Genomic DNA, 21962 nt, shown 5'->3' with positions numbered 1-21962 from the left:
AAATATCATTAGAGAGTTAGCGTTCGGGGGGACTGTCCGGTTATTTAACCTTTCGCAAGAAAGCTCCGGCCAGCAATTAGGGGATAACACCGGCTGCGGATTTCCGTTGTCGGTGTTTTTTATTGTATTCTGGTGTTGGTGCACTAATAACCTTTCAAATCTCCCCACCGCGCAATGCTTTTTTTTGTTGCCAAAGCATTTATAAGCCAAAAGAGTTTAAGCCTTTGTGGGCCAAAGGCCCAACCTATCCCAGCCTAGGGCAAGCGCAGTTCATGGGAAATATTTTCTGGAAGGGCCATCGGCCCGATTCATCCACATGAATCAAAAGTAATTGATCCGCCAATCCCCTAGGTAGCGGGCAAAGCCTCGCGCTTGGGCTATTCCAGTTGGGCCCGCAAGCGTTCGTGATAGTACAGCCAGCCGGGAATAAAAAAGCATCCCGCCGACACCAGGCCAAAGATGGTATGCCCCCATTCGGGCCAGCGGGCCATGATCAGCGCCGTGGCAAAAAGGACGGTCGCCTGGATATAAAATTTGCCGCTAAGCATGCCGGCTTTGATCGTAAAGACCATGCCGCTAATCAGCGCCAGCACGGGCGAAAGTTTCAGGACGGGTTCGTTCAGCACATACTCCACGCCAAAGAGTAAAATACTGGCGACGACGCTGCCTCCCCAGACATGCGCGATTTGCCGTTCGATGGCGGTGACCGGCCCGGTCCGATAACGCAACGCCCAAAAGATGGGCGCCCAGATAGAGAATCCGCCGCTCCATAACAACAAATACGGCCAACGCTGGGAGACATGCTCCCAGGCCAGCCAATTGGTCACCAGGCAAATAGCCAGCAGCACCACGCTATGCCACATCCACAAGAGTCCCCAATTGCGCAGGACCGTGGCGTGGTGCGTCTCGCGAAAGACGCGCATAAAGACTTCGGAAAAGCCGCCGCTCCGGGCGCTGATGGTTTCTCCCGCCAGATAGGCCTCTAGGTCCTGGGCCAGGGCCAGGGCCGTGGGGTAGCGTAGCTCCGGGGGTTTTTGCAGGGCCTTGAGCGCAATGAGTTCCAGATCGCGGTCCGCCTTGGCGTTCAATAAACGGGGGGGGAGCGGCTCTTGTTCCAGGACAAGCAAAATCGTGTCCAGCGGTGTCGCCGCCTGAAAAGGCGGCCTGCCCGTCAACATGGCATAAAGGATCGTTCCCAGCGAATAGACATCGCTCGCCGGGCCTATCTCTCCCCTGTTTCCAGCCGCTTGCTCTGGAGCCATATAGCTGGGCGTTCCCAGAATCGCGCCGGTATGGGTGAGCGCGGCGTCGTCGGTAATCCGCTTGGCCAGGCCAAAGTCCGTCACATGCGAACGACCCTCGAGGTCCAGTAAAATATTTGAGGGTTTTAAGTCGCGGTGCAATAATCCTTGTTGATGGGCAAAGTGGATCGCGCGGCAAATCGGCGCCAAAATTTCCGCCGCCTCGCGCGGGGGAAGCGGCCCATCGTTTAGCTGGCGGGCAAGGGTGGTACCCGCCACAAACTTCATGCTAAAGTAGGGCTGTCCCTGCAATTCCCCCACCTCGTACACCGGCACAATATGCGGATGATCCAGTTTGGCCACGGCTTCGGCTTCCGCGCGAAAACGGGCCAAATCCGCCGCAGTCGCGTTCGATCCGCGCAACACCATTTTTAACGCGACCATCCGGTCCAGGCTGATTTGGCGGGCTTGATAAACCACGCCCATCCCCCCGCGCCCTAGTTCGCAGAGCAGTTCAAAATCGCCAATTTTGCAGGGGAGGGGTTGGCTGAAAAAACCGGAATCGGTGAATTGTCGCGGCTGCCCCGGCAATCCTTGGCTCCGCTGTTCCGCGGCAAACATTTGCGTGCTGCCACCCACCGCGTCGGCTATCATCACCGCCGCCCAGAGTTCGCGCAGGTCGCGGGCCAGATCGGGATACCGCTGGGTAAGTTGTTCGATCTGGGGAGATTCGCCGAGCTTGGCCCGCTGGGTCATTTGGTCCAAGAGTTCCGCCAAAAGCTCGTCGCGCTGATCCGGGTTGATTGGCGGGGCGCTAGTGGCGGAAGAAGGAGGCATGACGGGAGAGAGTGGGAGAAGGAGGCGGGAGGTGGGAGTAGGTCCCGTCCGCCGGACGGGACTGGTAAGGCGGGAGACGGGAGGTGGGACGCGGGAGGTTTAGGTCGAGTAGTGTATACTTGCGTGCAAACGGGTTTGCACCTTGTGGGCCAACGGCCATTTAAACTTGTGGGCCAACGGCCCAACTTATTCCAGCCTAGGGCAAGCGCAGCGTCGCCCTAGGTAAAAGGAAAGAAATGAATCGAAGGGCCAACGGCCTGATTCATATTCTTGCTTACAACAAAGTGTATAACTCTTGATTTACGGGCTGAAGCCGGTACCACGCAACCTGCGTTGCGTATTGAGCCGCGCGGGAAATTCAAGCTTGGTTCAATCACTTTCCCCCGGCGCGTTAGTGCCTTCCGGCTTGGCGTCGAGTTTTTCGCGCAGACGGCGCATTGCGCGTAAATACCGCATCCCCGCGGCGGGTTCGCTGAGCCCCAGCGTGGTGGCGACTTCGCTATTGGAAAGGTGCTCAAAGTGCCGCATCAACACGACCTCGCGGTCCTGATCGTCCAGGGTGTCGATGGCATCTTGAAAGCGGCGCTGCAATTCGTGCCAGGTGGCGGCGGCGGCGGGGGTCAATTCGCGGTCGGCGATTTCCGCCCCCAGGTCCATCGTCGATTGATCCAAAAAACGGGCCACGACCAGCGGCTGCTCGCGGTCGATGCTGCGCCGGGCCGCCCCTCGATGGCGGCGATGGGCGTCAATCAACCGGTCCCGCGCCATATTACGCAGCCACAAATGAAACGGCAGGGAGGGATTATCCAGGTAGTCCCGCAGGCGGCGATTTGCCTCCACCAACACATCCTGCACGATATCGCTGGCGTCCACCCGTCGCTGGACCACTTTGTCCATCCGCAGGTCAATCATCCGCCGCAACGCCACGCGGTGCCGATCCAAAAGGTCGTTGATTGCCGCGCTTTGCCCCGCTTTGGCCTGAGCCAGCAGTTCGCGGGTCTGGTCGCTATCGGGCCACATTTTTTAAGTGCCGTGGGTCTATAAAGTAAATGAATCGTTCATTTAGCTTAATCGAGGGACATCGTTTAGAAAACGGGGGAGAATTAAATCTAAATCCCGGATATTTCCCGTCAGGCACTGAAATTTATTGAAAAACCCGCCGCAATTCGGCATTCATTATTCAGACTTCTGCATTTAATAAAAAATGCTCCCGGAAAGCGAGGGTCCCAGGGGGGCGGAGGACTCCAGTGGTTTTCCGGGAGCGTGTGTCGCTCGACGGCGCAAGTCCTGGCGGAACATCCCCTGTTCGCCCATCCTTGCGCGATCACTTGTCTTGGGGCATCCGGCGGAAAAACAAGGTTTTTCCCGACCGGACGCGGTAAATTCAACGCGGGGGCCGGGGCCAACCCGCGGTTTTTGTAAGCAAAGCGGCTAACAGCGTCCTTGCCGTTAGGTTCGCTTGCCGGCCCGCAGATTGCCTGGGTCTCCCCATCAATCCCGTGCAGGCCCATCCACCGGCGAATTTCGTGATAATTTGTGGGGCGGGGGCACCGAGTGGTCCTCCGCTCAAGTGTGCGGGGAGGATACGGGAAGCTGCCGGGGGGGTCAAGGGCGATTTTAGGCCCTAGGGGAGATTTTTTTTGCTGTTTTTTGTACAAAGGTGTCACGTAGGTGGCGAGATGCGGAAAAGGAGTAGGTCCCGTCCGCCGGACGGGACGTGGCCAACGGTTAGAGGTCAGGGGTTCGGGGTCAGGGGTTAGGGAGAGGGCGAGCGGCGGACCTGAGTCCGCCGGTGGACGGGATGTGGCGGGTGGAATCCGGTTAGTCTCGACGCGCAGCGGAGCGTCGGAAAGAGGGAAAGCCAGGAGTAGGATTGGAGATTGCGGAATTTTGCATTCAATTCGTAATTCCCAGCAATCCTCCCTGCCAATTGACGAAGTGGCGAACTTCTTTCACAATAGTGCGTCTGGATAGTAACCGGTCGCAGGAATCATTCGGGGACGTAGCTCAATTGGGAGAGCACCGGCTTTGCAAGCCGGGGGTTGAGGGTTCGATCCCCTTCGTCTCCAGTGCGGTAGTTGGTTATAAAACACGCTTGAACCAACTGCTACTTAGGCATTATGCCTTTATTTCTAGCTCAATTGACTGCTGATTGACGAAACCAGTTATTTTGTCCATTTTGTCATAGCGATCGATTCAAGTTGGGCCGATCAGCCACTGGGCGCTCACCCATGGTTCTTGCCGCTTTGATTTGCGGGACAAACTGTTTTTTACTAGCTAGCAGTTATCGCTTTTCCCGGCCATTACAATTTATTAATTTCCCTGCTCCCCTGATTGCCGCGCTGCGGCGCCACAACCTGAGGGTAAAACTGGATCAACTATCCCGGTAAATAGGATTAATATTAAAATAGATTCCCCTAGGATCATTTGATCCAAACCGGGCCCGAGGAAGCAAAGGGCCGGAACCAGCCCACGGCGATTGACGATTAACGTCACACCTGATGCAAAGGGTGTTATAAAGGTGGTCGGCACGAGGCCCAATCGCCAAAAATTTGGCCGGTAAACCCTACGCTGCGGATTTCAGGACTGGGGACAACTCCTTAAACGGCATCTTTGTCTTTGATACAAACCTCGACCTATGTCTCACCAACGCTGGACGAATCCCCATCGGCGGTGGTGCATGACTCCCTGACGACATCTCTCTGGCAACTTTAATTTATAGGGTGGGGATTGTACATTGGCGGGAAAACCCCGCTTATGCACTAACCCCCCATTTTTATACCTGTGTTAACATCGCCAAGCTGGGACATCATCATTATCGGGGCCGGGGCCGCCGGACTGTTTGCCGCCTGCCGCGCCGCCAGCTTGGGGAAGGCCGTGCTGCTATTGGAAAAAAATCCCCAGGCCGGGGTAAAAATCTTGATGTCCGGCGGCACGCGTTGCAACCTGACCCAAAACACCGACAACCGCGGCATCATCGCGGCCTATGGCACCCAAGGGAAATTCCTACACTCTCCGCTGGCCGCGCTGGATGTCAGCGCCACGCTGGATTTCTTTCACGCCAGCGGCGTCCCTACCAAGGTCGAGGATACCAACAAAATTTTTCCCGTCAGCGACTCCGCTCGCGATGTGCGCGACGCCCTGGTCGCACGGGCGACGGCCGCCGGTGCCAGCATCGCCTATCAAGAACCAGTCCTGGAGTTGCAAAAGTTCACGGATTCGTCCCAAGTTCATGCTACTTCACTACCTCCCGGCCTCCCCCGCCTTATCGACAGCACGCCCCGCCCCCCCCGCTTTACCATTACCACACCTAAACGGACCCTCGCCGCGCACAGCGTGATCCTGACCACCGGCGGACTCTCCTTTCCCGGCAGTGGCACCACCGGCGACGGCTATCGTTGGGCGGCCAGCCTGGGCCACACCCTGGTCCCCACTCACCCCGCGCTGGTGCCGCTGACCACGTCCCTTCCCTGGGTGCGCAATCTCCGCGGCATCACGCTGCCGCGCGTTGGGCTGGCGATCGTGGAAAATGGCAAAAAACTGGCCGCGACACGCGGATCGCTGTTGTTCGCCCATTTTGGCCTGACGGGTCCGGCGGCATTGGACGTTAGCCGTGTCGTCTCCGCCCATGCGCGGCCCAGTCAACTGAGCGCGGAGCTGGATATGTTGCCGGACGCGTCCCCGGCGGAGTGGGAAGAGGAGTTTACCCGACGCTTGGCTCAAGCGGGAAAAAAGCAGATCATGCAATTGTTACCGGCGGAACTTCCCCGCCGGATTCAGGAAGTGATTTTGCAATTGGCGGCGATTCCCCCGGACAAAAAAGGGGCGGAAATCTCCCGCTCAGAGCGGCAATCGTTGACGAAATTGGTAAAGCAACTTCCCATCCCCCTGAACGGCACACTGGGCTATGGCAAGGCGGAAGTTACCGCTGGCGGGGTGCCGCTCAACGAGGTCGATTCCCGCACGATGCAAAGCAAGCTGGTTCCGGGGCTATACTTTGCGGGGGAGATCCTCGACTTGGATGGGCCGATTGGCGGATATAACTTTCAAGCCGCCTGGAGCACCGGCTGGCTGGCGGGTGAATCGGCTTAGGGCCACCGCAGTGAATTCACCACGGATGGTATTAGCCACGGATGTGCACGGATCAGAATTTAGCATCATCCGTACTACTAACCTTTCAAATCTTCGCAGTGTGCAAAGATTTTCGTTGGTGAATTTCTTGCGGGCCAAAGGCGTTTGATGTTTTGCGGGCCAAAGGCCCAACCTATCCCAGCCTAGGGCAAGCGCAGCGTCGCCCTAGGTCAAGTGTGGATACTATTGGAAGGGCCAAAGGCCCGATTTATATCTTGAATAGCATGTAGCGCAGGGGTCGGGAGTCGTGGGCGGTGCAAGCTCATTTCGCTATACAGCTTGATTCGCCCAGGACTCCCGTCCCCCTCAAGCAAGGCGTAGGGGGACGGGAGTCTTCCGCGAACAAGCCCGTTTGCCAAATACGCGCTTACCGCGTCAGACTCCCGACCCCCGCCCGCACCGTTTTTCATCAGTGCCAATCCGTGGCCAAAATTGAATTTAATATAATACGTAGCCACGGATAAACACGGATTTGCACGGATCAGAATCCAGAATGATCCGTGTTTCAACTGCGAAAATCCGTGGCCAAAACGTATTTCACGGCATTTGTCAACTTCGCGGGGGCTGACAGAACCGCAAGCGGATGGCTTAGAATAGAAATGCCCACTTATACTCTGTTCGGTCCCTGGCGTTTCCTTCCCAAAAGTAACACTCCTTTCCATGCTGACCCCCGCGGACATTCTAGGCCCTGCTGGACGCGTTGCCGCGCGGTTGGCCAATTATGAACAGCGGCCCGAGCAGCTGCGCATGGCGGCGGCCGTGGCCGAGGCCATCGCCGCCCGGCAGCATCTGGTGGTCGAGGCCGGCACCGGCGTCGGCAAAAGCTTTGCCTATCTGGTTCCGGCCATCCTGGCCGTGTGCCAGGATCAACTCGCCCCCGAACCTCCCCCCCGCCGCAATCCGCGCGACCTGTATGACGCTGATGATGACACAGGGCCACTCAACCCCGGCGAGGATGCCGCCCCCCGCCGCCGCGTGATCATCAGCACGCACACCATCGCCCTGCAGGAACAATTGCTGTCCAAGGATTTGCCCCTGCTCAAGGCCGTGATTCCCCTGGAGTTTACCGCCGTCATGGTCAAGGGGCGCGGCAATTACCTGAGCCTGCGCCGGATGAAAAACGCCCAGGCCCGCGCGACCTCTTTGCTAAGCTCGGATGAGGAATACAGTCAATTGCGGCGAATCGCCGATTGGGCAAAAACCACCACTGACGGCTCCAAGGCCGATCTGGGCGAGACCCCCCTGGCCGGTGTGTGGGACGAAGTCGCCAGCGATAGCGGCAATTGCCTGGGCCGCAACTGTCCCACGCACAAAGATTGCTTTTACTTTGCCGCCCGGCGACGCATGCAGAACGCCCAAATCCTCATCGTCAACCACGCGCTTTACTGCAGCGATTTGGCCCTGCGGCGGCAAGGGGCGAAACTGCTTCCCGACCACCAACTGGTCATTTTTGACGAGGCCCACACCCTGGAACAGGTCGCCGGCGACCACCTGGGCCTATCGGTCAGTTCGGGCCAAATCGAGTACCTGCTGAATAAACTGTACAACGCCCATACGAATAAGGGATTGTTGGTCACGGCGCAATTGGGGACGGCGCAGCAGGCGACCGAGCGATGCCGATTTGCGGCGGATGAGTTTTTTGGCGATTTGCTGGAATGGAGTCAATCCGGGAAAAGCGCTAATGGCCGCGTCCGCACAAAAGAGATTGTGGCCAATCCGCTAAGCCCCGCGCTGTTGAATTTATCGCGGATGGTGCGGCAACACGCCGAAACGCTAAAATCCCCCGGCGAAAAACTGGATTACGTTTCCGCCGCCGAGCGGCTGTTGGCGATGGCGGGTCAATTGGAAACCTGGCTGAACCAGTCGCTGCCGGACGCGGCGTATTGGATCGAAAAGCAAGAAAGCCGCCGCCGCTATCCCCGGATCGCGCTGCATGCCGCCCCGGTCGAGGTCGGACCCATCCTGCGGGAAGAACTCTTTAGCGATGGACCCGCCGTGGTGCTCACCAGCGCGACCTTGGGCGTGGGAAAGAAAGCCAGTTTTGACCATTTTCGGCGGCGGATCGGCCTGACGGACAGTCGCGGGGAACAACTTGGCAGTCCGTTCAACTTTCGCGAGCAAGCAACGCTAATCACGCTGCGGGGGATGCCCGAACCTTCGGACAAATCCGCGTATGAACAAGCCTGCGCCGCCATGATCCAGCGGTATATTGCGCGGACGGCGGGGCGGGCGTTTGTGCTGTTTACCAGTTATGACATGCTGCGAAACCTGGCAAACCGGCTAAATGCATGGCTGGTGAGCGGGAAGTATCGACTGTTTTCGCAGGCCGAGGGAACCCCGCGGGGGCAAATGTTGGATCAGTTTAAGTCCGCCGAGCGGGGGGTGCTGTTTGGGACGGACAGTTTTTGGCAGGGGGTCGACGTGCCGGGGGAAGCCCTGCAAAACGTGATCATCACCAAACTCCCCTTTGCCGTCCCCGACCAACCTTTATTAGAGGCCCGCACCGAGGCGATCAAGGCCCGGGGGGGGAACCCCTTTAGCGAATATAGCCTGCCCGAGGCGGTGCTGAAATTTAAGCAGGGCTTTGGCCGCCTGATTCGCACGCGCAGCGACCGGGGGATTGTGGTGGTGCTGGATCCCCGGATGCACACGAAACATTACGGCAAAATCTTTAGCGAGTCGCTCCCCGATTGCCACAAGGTAGTGGAAGAGTACGGGATCCAGTAGTTTCGCTGGCGGGTAGGTCCTGTCCGCCGGACGGGACTCAGGGGTGAGGGGCCAGGGGATAGTCGTGTTCCGCCGGGTGCATTTCTGGTATTTGGTTAGCCGCGACGCGCAGCGGAGCGCGTTATTTGGCGGTTGGTATTTGGTTGCTGGTGTTTGGCAACGACCCACAAAGCCGCCGATGGCATCGGCGGTACGGGGGTGGGCATTAAGGTTTCTGCTTTTTAGATATTGGTTTTTGGTTCAATAGTATCCACTGCGAAACGGTTACAGAACTTAGCCCCGGGTCGGAGCGCAGCAACTACCCGGGGTACACAAAACACCCCCCTGTCCCATCTAGCCGCGCAGCGGAGCGGGAATTGTGGCCGTGGACCCAAGGCCACGGTTGGCGACCTTCTCTCTCGTTAAGCCCCGACGGAGCGGTGTATAATTGACGCGCTCATGGGGGTCGGGAATCCTTGGCGCGAGTGTGGCTTATTTGTACAGGATCGCCGCCCAGGACTTCCGTCCCCGAGGGGGTCAAAACACCGGCCTCTCCCCATTGAGTGTATAGAGAATGGGAACACAACTTTCTGGCGAGGCAGGAGTAAAGGGTATAAGCTATATGGGAATTGTGAAAATCAATGGCCAGTAGTGAAGTCAATGCCAATCATGCCCACACCACAAACACTGTTGTGCCTTGGGGGTTGCGACCAAACGCGAACATTTTGGACAGCGTCTGATGATTATTTGTTCCGCGCACTCCTCAATAATTCGTTTGCGAACACGGTTACGAAACTCATCCGGACCATTAGCAAGCGCGTTGACTACATCTGGAGAAGCAGTCACGCTCCAACGCTGTCGAAGTATTGATGCAATCATATTGCTTGAGTGTGTTGCCTTTGATTCCGCGAGCAGGGCTTTGTAGATTTGTGCTTCCAGTGGTGTGAGAAGGTTAGGGTAATTGTGAAAGATATATGTTGTAAGCTGTTGCTCATCATCGTAGGAAACGGCATCTCGTGGCATGGTTAAGACGTACGCGATTAGTTAATTGTTGAGTCGAACAAAAACGGCATCGGTCCGCCGCACAGCGGGCACACTTCCCGGAACGAAATCCAAAACCCGTCCGAGTGCGGCGGCCACTCTAGCGACTGCTTTTGCCCTGCCGCCCCGCAGTGGCTACACTTGTACTGCCCGAGCGCCTTGATGCCGCCGATGTGCTGGCCTACATGGTGCCAATCAGTCTCGGTAAATGGCCATTCGTAGTCTGTATACTCGTGCCCGAACTCGGTCATCCGAGTGACAAGTGGCAGCGACCACACCGGGCCGGATAAAGCCGTGATTTGACAGAGTCCGTGCTGCTCAGTGAGGCGGTGCATAGTGCCGCATGCGCGGCATACCACTTGATCGCATTTCCCGTCAAGCGACCAAAAGTGATACCCACCGATCTCAAAAGCAAGCGAGCAGCGTTCGCACAGGTAACCACGCAAAGCACCCTCCGCCGCAAAAGATTACATTCCACACGTTTTGTGCCGGAATATTCGCAATAACCAGGATAGCCACAAAGCGACATTTTGTATCTTACCGTCGTAAAAAACAGTAATCAACAAAATTAGATTTAGGTCAATCCTGCGTGAGGGAATCGAGAGCAATTTTGTAAGCAAGAGGGACCAATGTAAGAGTACACCGCTACGCTTTAATCCATTCAACCAAATGCCGCGCTCCGCTACGCGTTGCGGCTAACCAATGTCCAGAACGGCGAGTGGAACTCGCCGGTACAGAGCCAAAACAGCGAGTAAAACTCGCCGGTACGGTACATTCGGCGACGGAGTCGCCTCCTACGTTTTTTCCCGTGTCCCGCACACCGCCGCTGCCAGCGGCGGCTTTGGGATATTACCTTGCAGGACGCGCTGAATAGCCTTGGGCTAAATGCCGCAACCGCTGCGCGGTTGAAAGGCAATTTGGTTGAAACGCTTGCTATAAAGATATCGCTCCCCTGGATCCACATTGCTGCACAAGCTAGTCCCCCGCCACCCGACGTGACGTGGCAAAACGGCGAGTAAAACTCGCCGCTACGGGATATTCGGCGACAGAGTCGCCTCCTACAGAATGCTTTCTCCGTAAAACTCGGTCTTTCCTCTCACTCCTCCGTGATGAATGAATTCTTCGGTAGAGGCACGCGCTCCGCTACGCGTCGCGGCAACCAAAAACCAGCAACCAAATACCAAGCACCGCAGTCCCGTCCGGCGGACGGGACCTACAGCCACACACCGCCGCTGCCAGCGGCGGCTTTGTTGACACTACTTACCCAGTGCCGCCTGCGCGGCGGCCAGGCGGGCGATCGGTACGCGATAAGGCGAGCAACTGACATAATCCAGCCCTACTTTGTGGCAAAAGCGGATCGACGCCGGGTCCCCGCCGTGCTCGCCGCAAATGCCGCATTTTAGCCCGTCGCGGGTGGCCCGACCCTTGGTCACGGCCATTTCAACCAACTGGCCCACGCCCGAGGTATCGAGCGATTGGAACGGATCGACCAGCAGCAGTTCGTTGCGCAGGTAATCCGGCAAAAACGTGTTGACGTCGTCTCGGCTAAAGCCGAACGTCATTTGCGTCAGGTCGTTGGTGCCAAAGCTGAAAAAGTCCGCTTGATTGGCGATCTCGTTGGCGGTCAGGGCCGCGCGGGGGATTTCGATCATCGTCCCCACGGGGATATCCAGTTTCTTCGTGTACTTCTTCTCCTTGGCGACCTTTTCGATGGTTTCTTCTGTCAATTGTCGCAGCATCGCCAATTCTTTCTCGGTCCCGACCAGGGGAATCATGATCTCCGGCTGGGCGTCGATGTTTTTATTGCGGCAATTGATGGTCGCCTCGACAATGGCCGTAACCTGCATCACCAAAATCTCCGGATAAGTCACCGCCAGGCGGCAGCCACGATGGCCCAGCATGGGGTTCATTTCGTGCAGTTGGTGAACGCGGTGTTTGACCTTGGCGGGGCTGACGCCCAAGAGCGCGGCCATTTCCTTTTGGCTTTTTTCCTCTTGGGGCAAAAATTCGTGCAACGGGGGATCCAGCAGGCGGATGGTGACCGGCAGGCCTTTCATCGCCTTAAAGATTCCCTCAAAGTCGGTCCGTTGGAACGGTAGCAGCTTGGCCAGGGCGGCTTCGCGTTCTTCGGGATGTTCGGCCAGGATCATTTCGCGCATCGCCTTGATCCGGTCCCCTTCAAAGAACATATGCTCGGTCCGGCACAGGCCGATCCCTTCCGCTCCAAATTCCCGGGCCTTTTCGGCATCGGCGGGGGTGTCGGCATTGGTCCGAATCTTCAGCGTGCGGTATTTGTCCGCCCATTTCATCACCGTGCCAAAGTCACCCGACAGCTTCGGCGCCTGGGTGGCTACCTCGTCCAGCATGACTTCGCCGGTCGAGCCGTCGATGCTAATCGTGTCCTTAAAGGTCAGCTTTTTCCCTTTGACCACGATGACCCGGGCTTTTTCGTCGATGGTGATTTCTCCCGCGCCGGCGACGCAGCAGCGGCCCCAGCCGCGGGCGACGACCGCCGCATGGCTGGTCATGCCGCCGGTGCTGGTCAAGATGCCCGCCGCGGAATGCATGCCATCGATGTCCTCGGGATTGGTTTCCTTGCGGACCAAAATCACTTTTTCACCGGCATGGGTCCGGTCGACCGCCTCGGCCGCGGTAAAGGCCAGCTTACCCACAGCCGCGCCGGGAGAGGCTGGCAGGCCGGTCGTCAGAACGGTGGCTTTCTTTTTGGCGGCGGGGTCAAAACTGGGGAGCAACAATTGAATCAGGTCCGCCGCGGGAATGCGTTTGACGGCTGTTGGTTCGTCGATCAGCTTTTCCTTAACCATTTCGCAGGCGATCCGCACCGCCGCGGGGCCGGTCCGCTTGCCATTCCGCGTTTGCAGCATATACAAAGTTCCCTTTTCAATGGTGAACTCGATATCCTGCACGTCCTTATAATGCGTCTCCAAAATCTTTTTGATGTCGAGGAGCTGCCCGTGGATTTTTTTGTTCCACTTGGGCATGTCATCGACCGGCAGCGGCGTGCGAATCCCCGCCACCACATCCTCCCCCTGGGCGTTGACCAAAAACTCGCCGTAAAATTTATTCTCGCCCGTGCTGGGATTGCGGGTAAAGGCCACGCCCGTGCCGCAGTCGTCCCCCATGTTGCCAAAGACCATCGATTGGATATTGACCGCTGTTCCCAAAAGGCCAGTGATCCCCTCGACCTGGCGGTACTTTACCGCGCGGGGTTGCATCCAACTGCGAAAGACCGCCTCGATCGCCATTTCCAGTTGGACCAGCGGATCCTGGGGAAAGGGTTTGCCATGGTGCTGCTCGTACACTTTTTTGTACTCGTTGCACAGCTCCACCAACCCTTGTGTCGGCACATCGGTATCGGCCTTGGCGTTGTATTTCTTTTTGATCTTGTCAAAGGCATGTTCAAAATGCTCGTGGTCGACATTGACCACCACATCGCCAAACATGTTGATCACGCGGCGGTAGCTGTCATAGGCAAACCGGTCGTTATTGGTCGCATGGGCGAGGCCAATGACGGATTTGTCATTGAGGCCCAGGTTGAGAATGGTGTTCATCATGCCGGGCATGCTGGCCGCCGCGCCGGAACGGACCGAGACCAGCAGGGGATGGTTGGGATCGCCAAATTTCTTGCCCAGTTCTTTTTCCAGCATGGAGACCGCTTTTTTCACGTCATCCATGAGTCCAGCGGGAAGCTTTTTGCCGCTTTTATAGTAGGCGTCGCACACGGCGGTGGTGATGGTGAATCCCGGTGGAACCGGCAGGCCGATGCTGGTCATATCCGCCAGATTGGCCCCCTTGCCCCCTAATAGCGATTTTTGGTCCCCTTTGCCATCGCACCGCGTCTTGCCAAAGTAGTAGGTCATTTTGGCGGGCTTGTCCCCTTTGGCCGGGGTATCGGATTTCGAGGATTTGGCGGACTTTTCGGGCTTGAGGGCAACTTTGGCCATGTGTGCGCTACCTGTGAGGGGGAAAATCAGTTTCTGTGAAAAAATGTCGAGGAAAAGGTGTGACGTGGCGTCCGTGGCAAACTTTTGAGCTTAAAAGCCTAACGAAGTTCCCTAGCTAAGACACCCACGGATATCGAGTAGCCAGCAACTGGACGAGTTTTTGAAAAACCGTAAGTCATTGTGTATTATGCAGTTAAAAAGATCTCCGGAGAATCTAATAAGGGGGGCCGGGAAAGTGGATGAGACCCCGGTGCAAAAAAATCACCGAAGTGGGCCACATGCTCCTCGTGCATACCAAACTCGTTACCAGCTATGGACTTGGAATTTAGCAAGGGAGTGGGGAAACCGTCAAGCCGCGCTGGTGTGAAAATGGGTAAAATTTGCGGGGGGGAGCGGAGTTTCTAGTCAAGTTAATTAGTTTGATGGGCTAAGATATCGTACGCTTTCATAGAATGCTGTTAAAATTGAAATGATACTGGTATATCTTGCACCACAAGATAAGTAGCATCGAACAGGAACTTAGCCAAAGATTTGTCCCATGCACGCAAACATGCCCACTTATCAAGAAATATTGGATTGTGTGGCGACGTGGCCCGCCGATCAGCGAGCGCAGTTAATCGATGCCCTGTTGGCCACTGAATTGTCTGACGAGCCGCGCTCGACGGAGGAAACTCTTGAGATTGAATCAGCTTGGCGGCAAACTGCCGTCGTGCGATTGCAAGAATTACAATCAGGCCAAGCGGCGACGGTGAGCTGGGAAGATGTGCAAACCAAAACCGAGCAAATGATTTATGGGCACAAATTAGGTTAGATTGCATCAGGCGGCGGAGGAGGAATATCTTACCGCCCTGCGGTGTTATCTAGATATTAGTGATGCCACTGGTAAACGATTTTACAGTGAATTTCGCGAATGTATATAAAGAATTTTGATGTTAACAAAACTTGCCGCTACGGATATCGCAGGAGTACGTTGGTTGCGAATGCAAAAATTTCCTTATGTGATCTACTATCATTTCGATACACAACAGGTTATTGAAATTTTGGCGGTTGCCCATAGCCGTCGACATCCCGATTATTGGAAGTCTCGACTCCCGGATTCTTTGCAATAATCTCTTTTGCTTGACTATCCGCTTTCCTTTCAGTTAATAAATACCGCAGCACCGACCACAACCCCGCAAAGCGAAATCGCGGATCAATATACTTTTCGATTACATAGAAGGCAAAATAGTAAGCCCGACAAAATGCCCAAATCGTTATTAGCAATAATCCCGCCGTGTACCAACTGGGATGTTCCAGTAATAATAAAGTGGCCGCAATCAAGCCTATGAGGACGAAGAGCACTGCTTTCAAGTACATCCAACGCGGATTTTTCAGATCGCCCAGCATGCGTTTTTATCCTTTGTATTTCGCTGGCAACGAACCGTCGATCCCCCATTTTTCCCTTAGCCTCCCTCTATCGCCGCCCCACGATCGCCATTCCCTTGGCCGGCAATCGCCGGATATCCCCCAGGCCCGCCGCGCTCATCGCCTGCCTAACGTCCGCTTCGCTTTGGGGCAAATCATACGTCGGTCCGTACCAGTCCATGGTGTCCATCAAACAGTACAGCCATTGTCGCCGCAAATCACCCCTCCCCCGGTGGTGCCGCGCGGCGTAGGGAAGCCCATGCGATAATAACTCCCCCGGCCGTCCCAACCAACTCAGCCCCCAGCCCACCGGAAAGCCCAACGCCACCATCCACCGCGAAAATCGGAGCACCGCGTCCGGAGTCCACCCCCGGATCAAAAATCGCCTAAGCAGCATCTTGGGCGTGAGATTTCCCAGGGCGTTACCCCGCCCTTTGCTTTCGTAGATCCAGGTTGCCAGTTCTCCCCCGGGTTTGACAAATTCGGCAATCGCCCGCACCGCCCCCAGCGGATCGGGCGTGTGTTGTAACACACCCAGACTATAAACGCCGTCAAACGCTTGGGGGCGCAGGGGAAGATCAAACAGGCTGGCGCGGATGACGCGGTATTGATCGGCGGGAAACCGCGAGAGCGTTTCCTGGCAAGAGTAAACAGCGGTGGATAAATCGACCGCCACCACCCGCGCTCCATGCTGGCAGGCGATCTCGGCAAAGCGTCCCGCGCCACAACCAATGTCTAACAAAAGCTTTCCGGCCAGCCACTCGGATTGCCAGCCGGTTTCATTAAAAAAGCGGGTGCTGGATTCGTTTTGTCCGGAAAGCGAATCAAGCTGTATCTCGCGAAAGAGATTCCATTGGCGGCCAAAGTTTTCGGCATAGTCATCATCCACCGCCACATATTCTGGAACGCCCCGCTGCACGGCTAGGGGTTCGCGGGTAAATAAATTTTGCCAATCAAGTGTTTCTGCCACGTCGGAATACTCGGTAAGGGATGGGGAGTAGGTCCCGTCCGCCGGACGGGACTGGTACGATAGTAGGGAACAGGGAATGGGAAACGGCAGGATGGCGGGGGACAAACCTCGGCAAGTGTCCGACAAGCAAAGGAGGGGTTCAAGGAACTTTTACACCCGGAATATGGAGGAAAATTTCCCCCGGCTGGCCCCTACCCTCTACCTTAGCCTAGCTAAAGATTTCGCAGGTGTAATATCAAAATTTGAAAAATTCTCCCCAACTTTGCCGGGAATCTCCCTTATTAAAAATGAATCTATCAAACGTCAAGTGGAACAACATTTGGTTTCAGCGGGCAAACTGTTTAAAATAACCTATCACTGCCGCGCGCCCTCCCTCCGCCCTCCTGTTTCCCCGCGGGAACTTTACTAATTACAAACTTATGTCCACCGCCACACTAAAGACCGAAGTTGGCAGTTATTTTATCAGCAATTATCCCCCGTATTCCCAATGGACGGCGGAAGAACTGCCAGCCGTCACCGCCGCGCTCCATTCGCCGCCCCTCCCTAACCGCAATCCGGCGACCGCCAGCGCCCCGGACGGTGTCACCACCGCACCACAGCCGGCCAACTCGCTCCGCCCCCTGGGCCTGTATTTGCATATTCCCTTTTGCCGCAAGCGGTGCAAATTTTGCTATTTTCGCGTTTACACCGATAAAAACTCCCACGAGGTCGAGGATTACGTGGCGGGCCTGGCCCACGAGATCGAATTAGTTAGCCGTCTGCCGGTCATGGGGGAACGGCCCTTCCGGTTTGTCTACTTTGGCGGGGGGACGCCATCGTTTTTATCCGGCAAGCAACTGACGTCGCTGGTTGATCGGTTGCGGGCTAATATCAATTGGGACCAGGCCGAGGAAGTCACCTTTGAATGCGAACCGGGAACCCTGTCCGAGCCAAAAATCAAAACCCTGCGCGAGTTGGGCGTTACCCGCCTGAGCCTGGGCGTGGAGAATTTTTCCGATGCGGTACTCGAGGAAAACGGGCGAGCGCATTTATCAGCCGAGGTCTACAAATCGTGGGACTGGATCGTTAACGCCGGATTTGCCAGCGTGAATATTGATCTGATTGCCGGCATGGTGGGAGAGACCTGGGAAAACTGGCAAGATAACATTGCCCGCACCCTGGCGCTTAGTCCGGATAGCGTCACGATTTACCAACTGGAGTTACCCTTTAACACGGTTTATTCCAAGGATATTTTGGGCAACCAGGTGGAATTACCAGTGGCGGACTGGCCAACCAAGCGGACATGGATGGAGTACGCCTATGAACAGTTGACCGCCGGGGGATACGACATCAGCAGTGCTTATACGCTGGTCAAGCGCGGCCGCGGGGTCAAATTTAGCTATCGGGATAATCTGTGGCGGGGAAGCGACTTGTTAGCCACGGGGGTGGCCAGCTTTGGCCATGTCAGCGATGTCCATTATCAAAATCTAGCCGAATGGGGACCCTACCTAGGCGCCCTAAACGAGGGACGTCTGCCACTGGCCCGTGGCTTGGCCCCCACGCCACACCAGTTGCTGGTGCGGGAAATGATCTTGCAACTGAAAACGGGTAAACTGGATACCAATTATTTTCAGTCCAAATTTGGCGTCGATATCCGCCAGGAATGGGCCGACGTCTGGGCGGACTACGCGGCGCAGGGGTATTTGGAATGGGAGGGGCCTGATCCGCGAAACACCGCGATCTTACGGCTCACCCGCGCGGGCCTGCTACGCGTTGACGGTCTGCTGCCAGCGTTCTTTGAGGCCCAACACCAAGGAGTACGGTACACGTAGAGGAGCGAAAAGCGGGCGGAGGCGTGGATGTGAGAAAACTGGAGGTGGCGACGCCGTCGCCCATCAGCCCGTAGCGGCGAGTTCCAATCGCCGATCAGCCCGTAGCGGCGAGTTTTACTCGCCGGATTGGTTTTTGGTTACTGGTATTTGGTTTTTGCATCAATTGCCTTTCTACCGCGAAGCGGTTACAGCACTTAGCCCCGGGTTGGAGCGCAGCGACTACCCGGGGTACACAACCCCCCCCCTCTCTCCTTTAGCCGCGCAGCGGCGCAAGAATTCTAGCCTGGGGTGCAAACCCCCTGAACGCTGGTCATGTTGGATTACAAAGCCGCACACCGGCGAAGGGATATCACGGCACCAGGGACGGTGCCTGCTACAATTGCGGATGGCACTAAACTTGTTCCGGTGTGCGCAGCATAAGAAGCCCACTGGATGTAGCGGAAATATTTGTAGAAATGCTTCCCACCGCTGCGCGGCCAAGGAACAAGTTCCTTGGGTACCCGATTTTTTGCCTGGGCTACCCGATTTTATCGCGCACGACAGAAATATTACGGGCTTGGTGACGTATACCACCGAACGGCATGAACGCAATCTCCAAATCATGCTGCAATTGCAAACCGCTTGCTGCCTGAGCGCGGCGGACCGCAATCGCCTGATGGAGGAGTACAACGCCAATAAAATTCACATCATCGAAAATCTCAATCGCTACAAGGAACTAAAGTCGCAACAAGATGCCCTGCTGGACGAGTACAATTGGAGCGACCTGCGGCAGCAATACAATGGCCAGGGGATCGCCGCCGACGGCTTACTCTATTCCTACATGGATGGTGAGAACGCCGAGTACATGCAAGGCTTGCAAGAGTCCGCCAACCGGGCGACCGCGCGCGACCGCGCATTCTGGCAAGAAACGCAGGAGGTGGCCGGTTGGACCAGTTTCGCGGCCGGGTTTGTGCCGGGCCTGGGCGACGCCAAGGATTGGCAGGAAGTCATCACCGGCGTGGACATTTGCACCGGAGAAAAGCTCTCGACTTTTGATCGGGTGCTGACCGCGGGTGCCAGCTTTGTACCGTTTGTCAGTGGGAGGGTGGTTAGAAGCGGAAAGAAATTGTTGACCAAAGCGGATGATGTGGTCCCAAACAGGGGATTACTTAGTCAAGGCCAAGGCGAGTTGCCAGCTATGGATAGGCGGCGCTATGAGCAGATGAAAAAGGCATTTGAATCTAATGCCGGAAAGAAGCGAGGAGGTGGAGGAGAGATTTGGGACGATGAAGATGCTGCCATGCACCTTTTCTCAACCAACGGACCTGGTACACTAGGTAGTAGTGAGGGACTTGGCAAAATCATTCTTTGTCCTAATGCTCCGACATTTTCTGTTTTTGAGGAGTTTATTCATAATACGCAACGTCGTACTGGCAGATATCAGAAGTGGATTGAAGAGTTCGGTAAACCAAAAGCTGATTTGCTTGCTGAAATCGAGGCGGCACAGAAGCTAATCAAAAACGCTAACAGCTGGGGGATTTCCAAAAATGAAGTCGAGATTATCACTGGAAGACTTACAGGTTTTCAACAATCTTTGGATTCATTGTGACCAAATGCCAACTGCCGCTTTAAAATGCGTATGGGCAAAGCCTGGACGATGGTTAACTGCTACAGCCCGGGTAGAGTATTTAGAAGGATTGGATCGCATCATGGATGGCGAGATACTCACTATCGTTCACAATCCTACAAAGTCGGTTAGGGTTAAAGGGTCAAGTCTAGCACATGGCGATCCCAATCCGGAAAATTGGTATCATTTAATGCATTTTGAGTTGATCAATTGCACGTGCGAGGAACTTCAGGATACTTTTTTAGTTTCGTTTGCTAGGCGTCCTGTGCCAAAATGAGTCAAGTAGGGGTGGCGTCCTGAGCGGGTAGCCCAGCTTATCGCCCATTGGCTAGCGGGTAGCCCAGCTAATCACCAATTGGGTAGCACTGGAACTTGTTCCAGTGTGCATAGCACAAGAAGCCCACTGGATGGAGCAGAAATATTTGCAAACATCGCCGCGCCCTGTGCCAAAATTAGTACAACCCCAAAAATGACGCAATCGAATCTAAAAAATCGTAAACCTGAAGAGGTGGGAACGCCGTTACTCGCTGCCGACCCATGAAGAATTTGCAAACATTCCCGCGCACAAGAGCCGCTGCCCTGTGCCAAAATTAGTGTAACCCCAAAAATGACGCAATCGAATCTGACAAATCGCAAGACCGACGAGGCGTGAACGCCGTTACTCACTTCCAACCCATGAAGAATTTGCAAACATTCCGCTACACACGCACAGTGAAGCACGGATTTTCCCGTTCGGCGCGTGCGGGATACGCAGTTGTTCTTCGCCAAGATGATCGTCTTGCAGGTTGCCACCAGCGTCCATCACGCCGCGTGTCGGCTGTAACTTTTGAGCAACCCTCCCAACCGCTGTTTGCAGCGGATATCGTTCAGCGGAACAGCCTCGTCCCGCAGGTTGCCACACTTGGTCTTCGGCCGTCCGGGTTGCTTGGCGCGAATCAAAAGCTCATTCTCGATCCCGATTCCCTGGTGCGGCCGCTCCTCGTGGTAATTCATCGTTGTTAACTAGCCTGGGCAGGTTTTGTAACCCGTCTGTTTCGGTTTTTGCCACCAAATCAGACTCGAACTCCCCAAGGACACGCCACTACAGCAGTTACAGTAATCCAAAACAGAGAATCGGTTCGTAAAGGGTTTGGCACGGGGAGCTTTTCTTATTTTTTGCGGAATTACCGCCAATCGAGGGTTGCTCTAAAACTTGTTCCGGTGTGCGCAGCACAAGAAACCGAATGGACGCAGCGGAGATATTTGAAGAAATGCTTCCCACCGCTGCGCGGCCAAGGAACAAGTTCCTTGGGTACCCGATTTTTTGCCTGGGCTACCCGCTATTGTCCTCCTTGGAAAACGACCCTTTCTTAAAAACAGGAAGCATTCGGCCTAAAGTAAAAACACCACGACGCCCGCTGGCCAATCGGCCCGACGAGCGTCGCGGCGAAGCGTGGATATCAGGGGCTCGACGAAGCTCACTGGGCGACCGCATCAAGAGCCGAGCGCTCGACGATGGCCAAGTTGTTCGTTTCATCCAGTTCGCTGACGGTGTTTTGGAAGTCAACCGGCCGGGTGGCACCGTTGAAGTTTCCATTTTCAACCAGTGCTGACCTTTGCTTACCTGTTCCATTTCCTTGCACCAGACTTAGCCATTATGAAAAAGACGGAGTGTGCCACTGGCATTCTGCCAGTGTTTGCCACAGGGTGTGCGATGCCCAATAGCTTAGGAATTCTTACTCACGACTTGTTCTGAATTCCTGTCCGTTTCAATTTATCAAACTCCCGTCTCGGCACTGGTGTTCCACCAGTGGCACACGACTGTTTCACAAAATGGCCAAGTTTATGGTTGTTCGTGGGGGTGCAACGAAATGGCTGTCAGCAAGAATGGGGCAATGCTAGAATAATGTGGGGAAAATTCGCTAGTGCCACCCCGGCGGCTTGCCCCAAACCATGAAAACCGCCCCTTTTAAGTGCTCTCCGGACAAGCCAAACAATTTTCTAACACATATTTTCCGTCATATTGATTGCATTTGGTCGGAAGCCCGTCTAGTTTAAGTAGAGTTATGTGTCGGCATTTCATGTGACCCGGGTGTCGTTTACCTCGGTCTCCCGGGGCAATTCTCATTCACTTTGCGAGCAAGCTACTGCGGTTCCCTACCGTCGCTTTTTACTATAGTAAAAGCGACATCTCCTTGGCGGCGTGATGAGTTAGTGTTTTCCCGCTACGGTGTGAATCGGTACGGACTTGCTATGGCCATGGGCACTTTT

General features: G+C 55.6%; 12 protein-coding genes and 1 tRNA gene. 7 read left to right on the top strand and 6 right to left on the bottom strand.

Going from position 1 to position 21962, the window contains the following annotated elements:
• Positions 1-377 precede the first annotated feature (377 nt).
• Together SFX18_15280 and SFX18_15275 are read right to left on the bottom strand one after the other, a co-directional pair.
• On the bottom strand, positions 378-2078 hold the full coding sequence (locus SFX18_15280) for a serine/threonine-protein kinase (protein ID MDX1964513.1): 1701 nt from the start codon (positions 2076-2078) through the stop codon (positions 378-380).
• Positions 2079-2447: 369 nt separating this feature from the next.
• On the bottom strand, positions 2448-3098 hold the full coding sequence (locus SFX18_15275) for a sigma-70 family RNA polymerase sigma factor (GenBank protein ID MDX1964512.1): 651 nt from the start codon (positions 3096-3098) through the stop codon (positions 2448-2450).
• A 976-nt stretch (positions 3099-4074) separates the two neighbouring features.
• Between SFX18_15275 and SFX18_15270 the strand changes: the two genes are divergently transcribed.
• The 3 genes from SFX18_15270 to SFX18_15260 all read left to right on the top strand — a co-directional run bounded on the left by SFX18_15270 (position 4075) and on the right by SFX18_15260 (position 8936).
• A tRNA-Ala gene (locus SFX18_15270) sits at positions 4075-4147 on the top strand.
• Positions 4148-4862: 715 nt separating this feature from the next.
• Positions 4863-6170, top strand: a complete 1308-nt coding sequence (locus tag SFX18_15265; GenBank protein MDX1964511.1) for an NAD(P)/FAD-dependent oxidoreductase — start codon at positions 4863-4865, stop codon at positions 6168-6170.
• A gap of 699 nt (positions 6171-6869) precedes the next feature.
• Complete coding sequence (locus SFX18_15260) at positions 6870-8936, top strand: helicase C-terminal domain-containing protein (protein ID MDX1964510.1); 2067 nt, start codon at positions 6870-6872, stop codon at positions 8934-8936.
• 2276 nt (positions 8937-11212) lie between these two features.
• Here SFX18_15260 and ppdK read toward each other — a convergent pair.
• Positions 11213-13837: a pyruvate, phosphate dikinase gene (gene ppdK, locus SFX18_15255; GenBank protein MDX1964509.1), complete on the bottom strand. Its 2625-nt coding sequence runs from the start codon at positions 13835-13837 to the stop codon at positions 11213-11215.
• A 634-nt stretch (positions 13838-14471) separates the two neighbouring features.
• On the opposite strand from ppdK, the gene SFX18_15250 reads away from it, so the two are divergent.
• Positions 14472-14732, top strand: coding sequence for an addiction module protein (locus SFX18_15250; GenBank protein MDX1964508.1), 261 nt, complete (start codon positions 14472-14474; stop codon positions 14730-14732).
• Between the two features lie 218 nt (positions 14733-14950).
• Here SFX18_15250 and SFX18_15245 read toward each other — a convergent pair whose 3' ends face one another.
• Together SFX18_15245 and SFX18_15240 are read right to left on the bottom strand one after the other, a co-directional pair.
• A complete protein-coding gene (locus SFX18_15245; protein ID MDX1964507.1) occupies positions 14951-15307 on the bottom strand; it encodes a hypothetical protein in 357 nt (118 codons plus the stop codon).
• A gap of 67 nt (positions 15308-15374) precedes the next feature.
• On the bottom strand, positions 15375-16421 hold the full coding sequence (locus SFX18_15240; protein ID MDX1964506.1) for a class I SAM-dependent methyltransferase: 1047 nt from the start codon (positions 16419-16421) through the stop codon (positions 15375-15377).
• A gap of 293 nt (positions 16422-16714) precedes the next feature.
• On the opposite strand from SFX18_15240, the gene SFX18_15235 reads away from it, so the two are divergent.
• Positions 16715-18106 carry a coproporphyrinogen-III oxidase family protein gene (locus SFX18_15235; GenBank protein ID MDX1964505.1) on the top strand — a complete coding sequence of 464 codons (1392 nt, stop codon included), beginning with the start codon at positions 16715-16717 and terminating at the stop codon, positions 18104-18106.
• 601 nt (positions 18107-18707) lie between these two features.
• The gene (locus SFX18_15230) at positions 18708-19694 is read left to right on the top strand and encodes a pre-toxin TG domain-containing protein (GenBank protein MDX1964504.1); all 987 of its coding nucleotides are present in this window, start codon (positions 18708-18710) and stop codon (positions 19692-19694) included.
• A gap of 819 nt (positions 19695-20513) precedes the next feature.
• Here SFX18_15230 and SFX18_15225 read toward each other — a convergent pair.
• Complete coding sequence (locus SFX18_15225) at positions 20514-20705, bottom strand: hypothetical protein (protein MDX1964503.1); 192 nt, start codon at positions 20703-20705, stop codon at positions 20514-20516.
• Between the two features lie 230 nt (positions 20706-20935).
• Here SFX18_15225 and SFX18_15220 point away from each other — a divergent pair, with 230 nt between their 5' ends.
• Positions 20936-21304 (top strand): hypothetical protein, encoded by a 369-nt coding sequence (locus SFX18_15220; protein ID MDX1964502.1) that lies wholly within the window; start codon positions 20936-20938, stop codon positions 21302-21304.
• The last annotated feature ends 658 nt before the right edge of the window (positions 21305-21962 follow it).

It is taken from the genome of Pirellulales bacterium (assembly GCA_033762255.1).
Taxonomy (GTDB): Bacteria; Planctomycetota; Planctomycetia; order Pirellulales; family JALHPA01; genus JANRLT01.
This window is presented reverse-complemented; position numbering and strand designations above follow the sequence as displayed.

Excerpts from the sequence above, each read along its gene's own strand:
- SFX18_15280 (MDX1964513.1), bottom strand. The coding sequence starts at position 2,078 with ATGCCTCCTTCTTCCGCCACTAGCGCCCCGCCAATCAACCCGGATCAG.
- SFX18_15275 (MDX1964512.1), bottom strand. The coding sequence starts at position 3,098 with ATGTGGCCCGATAGCGACCAGACCCGCGAACTGCTGGCTCAGGCCAAA.
- SFX18_15260 (MDX1964510.1), top strand. The coding sequence starts at position 6,870 with ATGCTGACCCCCGCGGACATTCTAGGCCCTGCTGGACGCGTTGCCGCG.
- ppdK (MDX1964509.1), bottom strand. The coding sequence starts at position 13,837 with ATGACCTACTACTTTGGCAAGACGCGGTGCGATGGCAAAGGGGACCAA.
- SFX18_15250 (MDX1964508.1), top strand. The coding sequence starts at position 14,472 with ATGCCCACTTATCAAGAAATATTGGATTGTGTGGCGACGTGGCCCGCC.
- SFX18_15245 (MDX1964507.1), bottom strand. The coding sequence starts at position 15,307 with ATGCTGGGCGATCTGAAAAATCCGCGTTGGATGTACTTGAAAGCAGTG.
- SFX18_15235 (MDX1964505.1), top strand. The coding sequence starts at position 16,715 with ATGTCCACCGCCACACTAAAGACCGAAGTTGGCAGTTATTTTATCAGC.
- SFX18_15230 (MDX1964504.1), top strand. The coding sequence starts at position 18,708 with ATGCTGCAATTGCAAACCGCTTGCTGCCTGAGCGCGGCGGACCGCAAT.
- SFX18_15225 (MDX1964503.1), bottom strand. The coding sequence starts at position 20,705 with ATGAATTACCACGAGGAGCGGCCGCACCAGGGAATCGGGATCGAGAAT.
- SFX18_15220 (MDX1964502.1), top strand. The coding sequence starts at position 20,936 with ATGGACGCAGCGGAGATATTTGAAGAAATGCTTCCCACCGCTGCGCGG.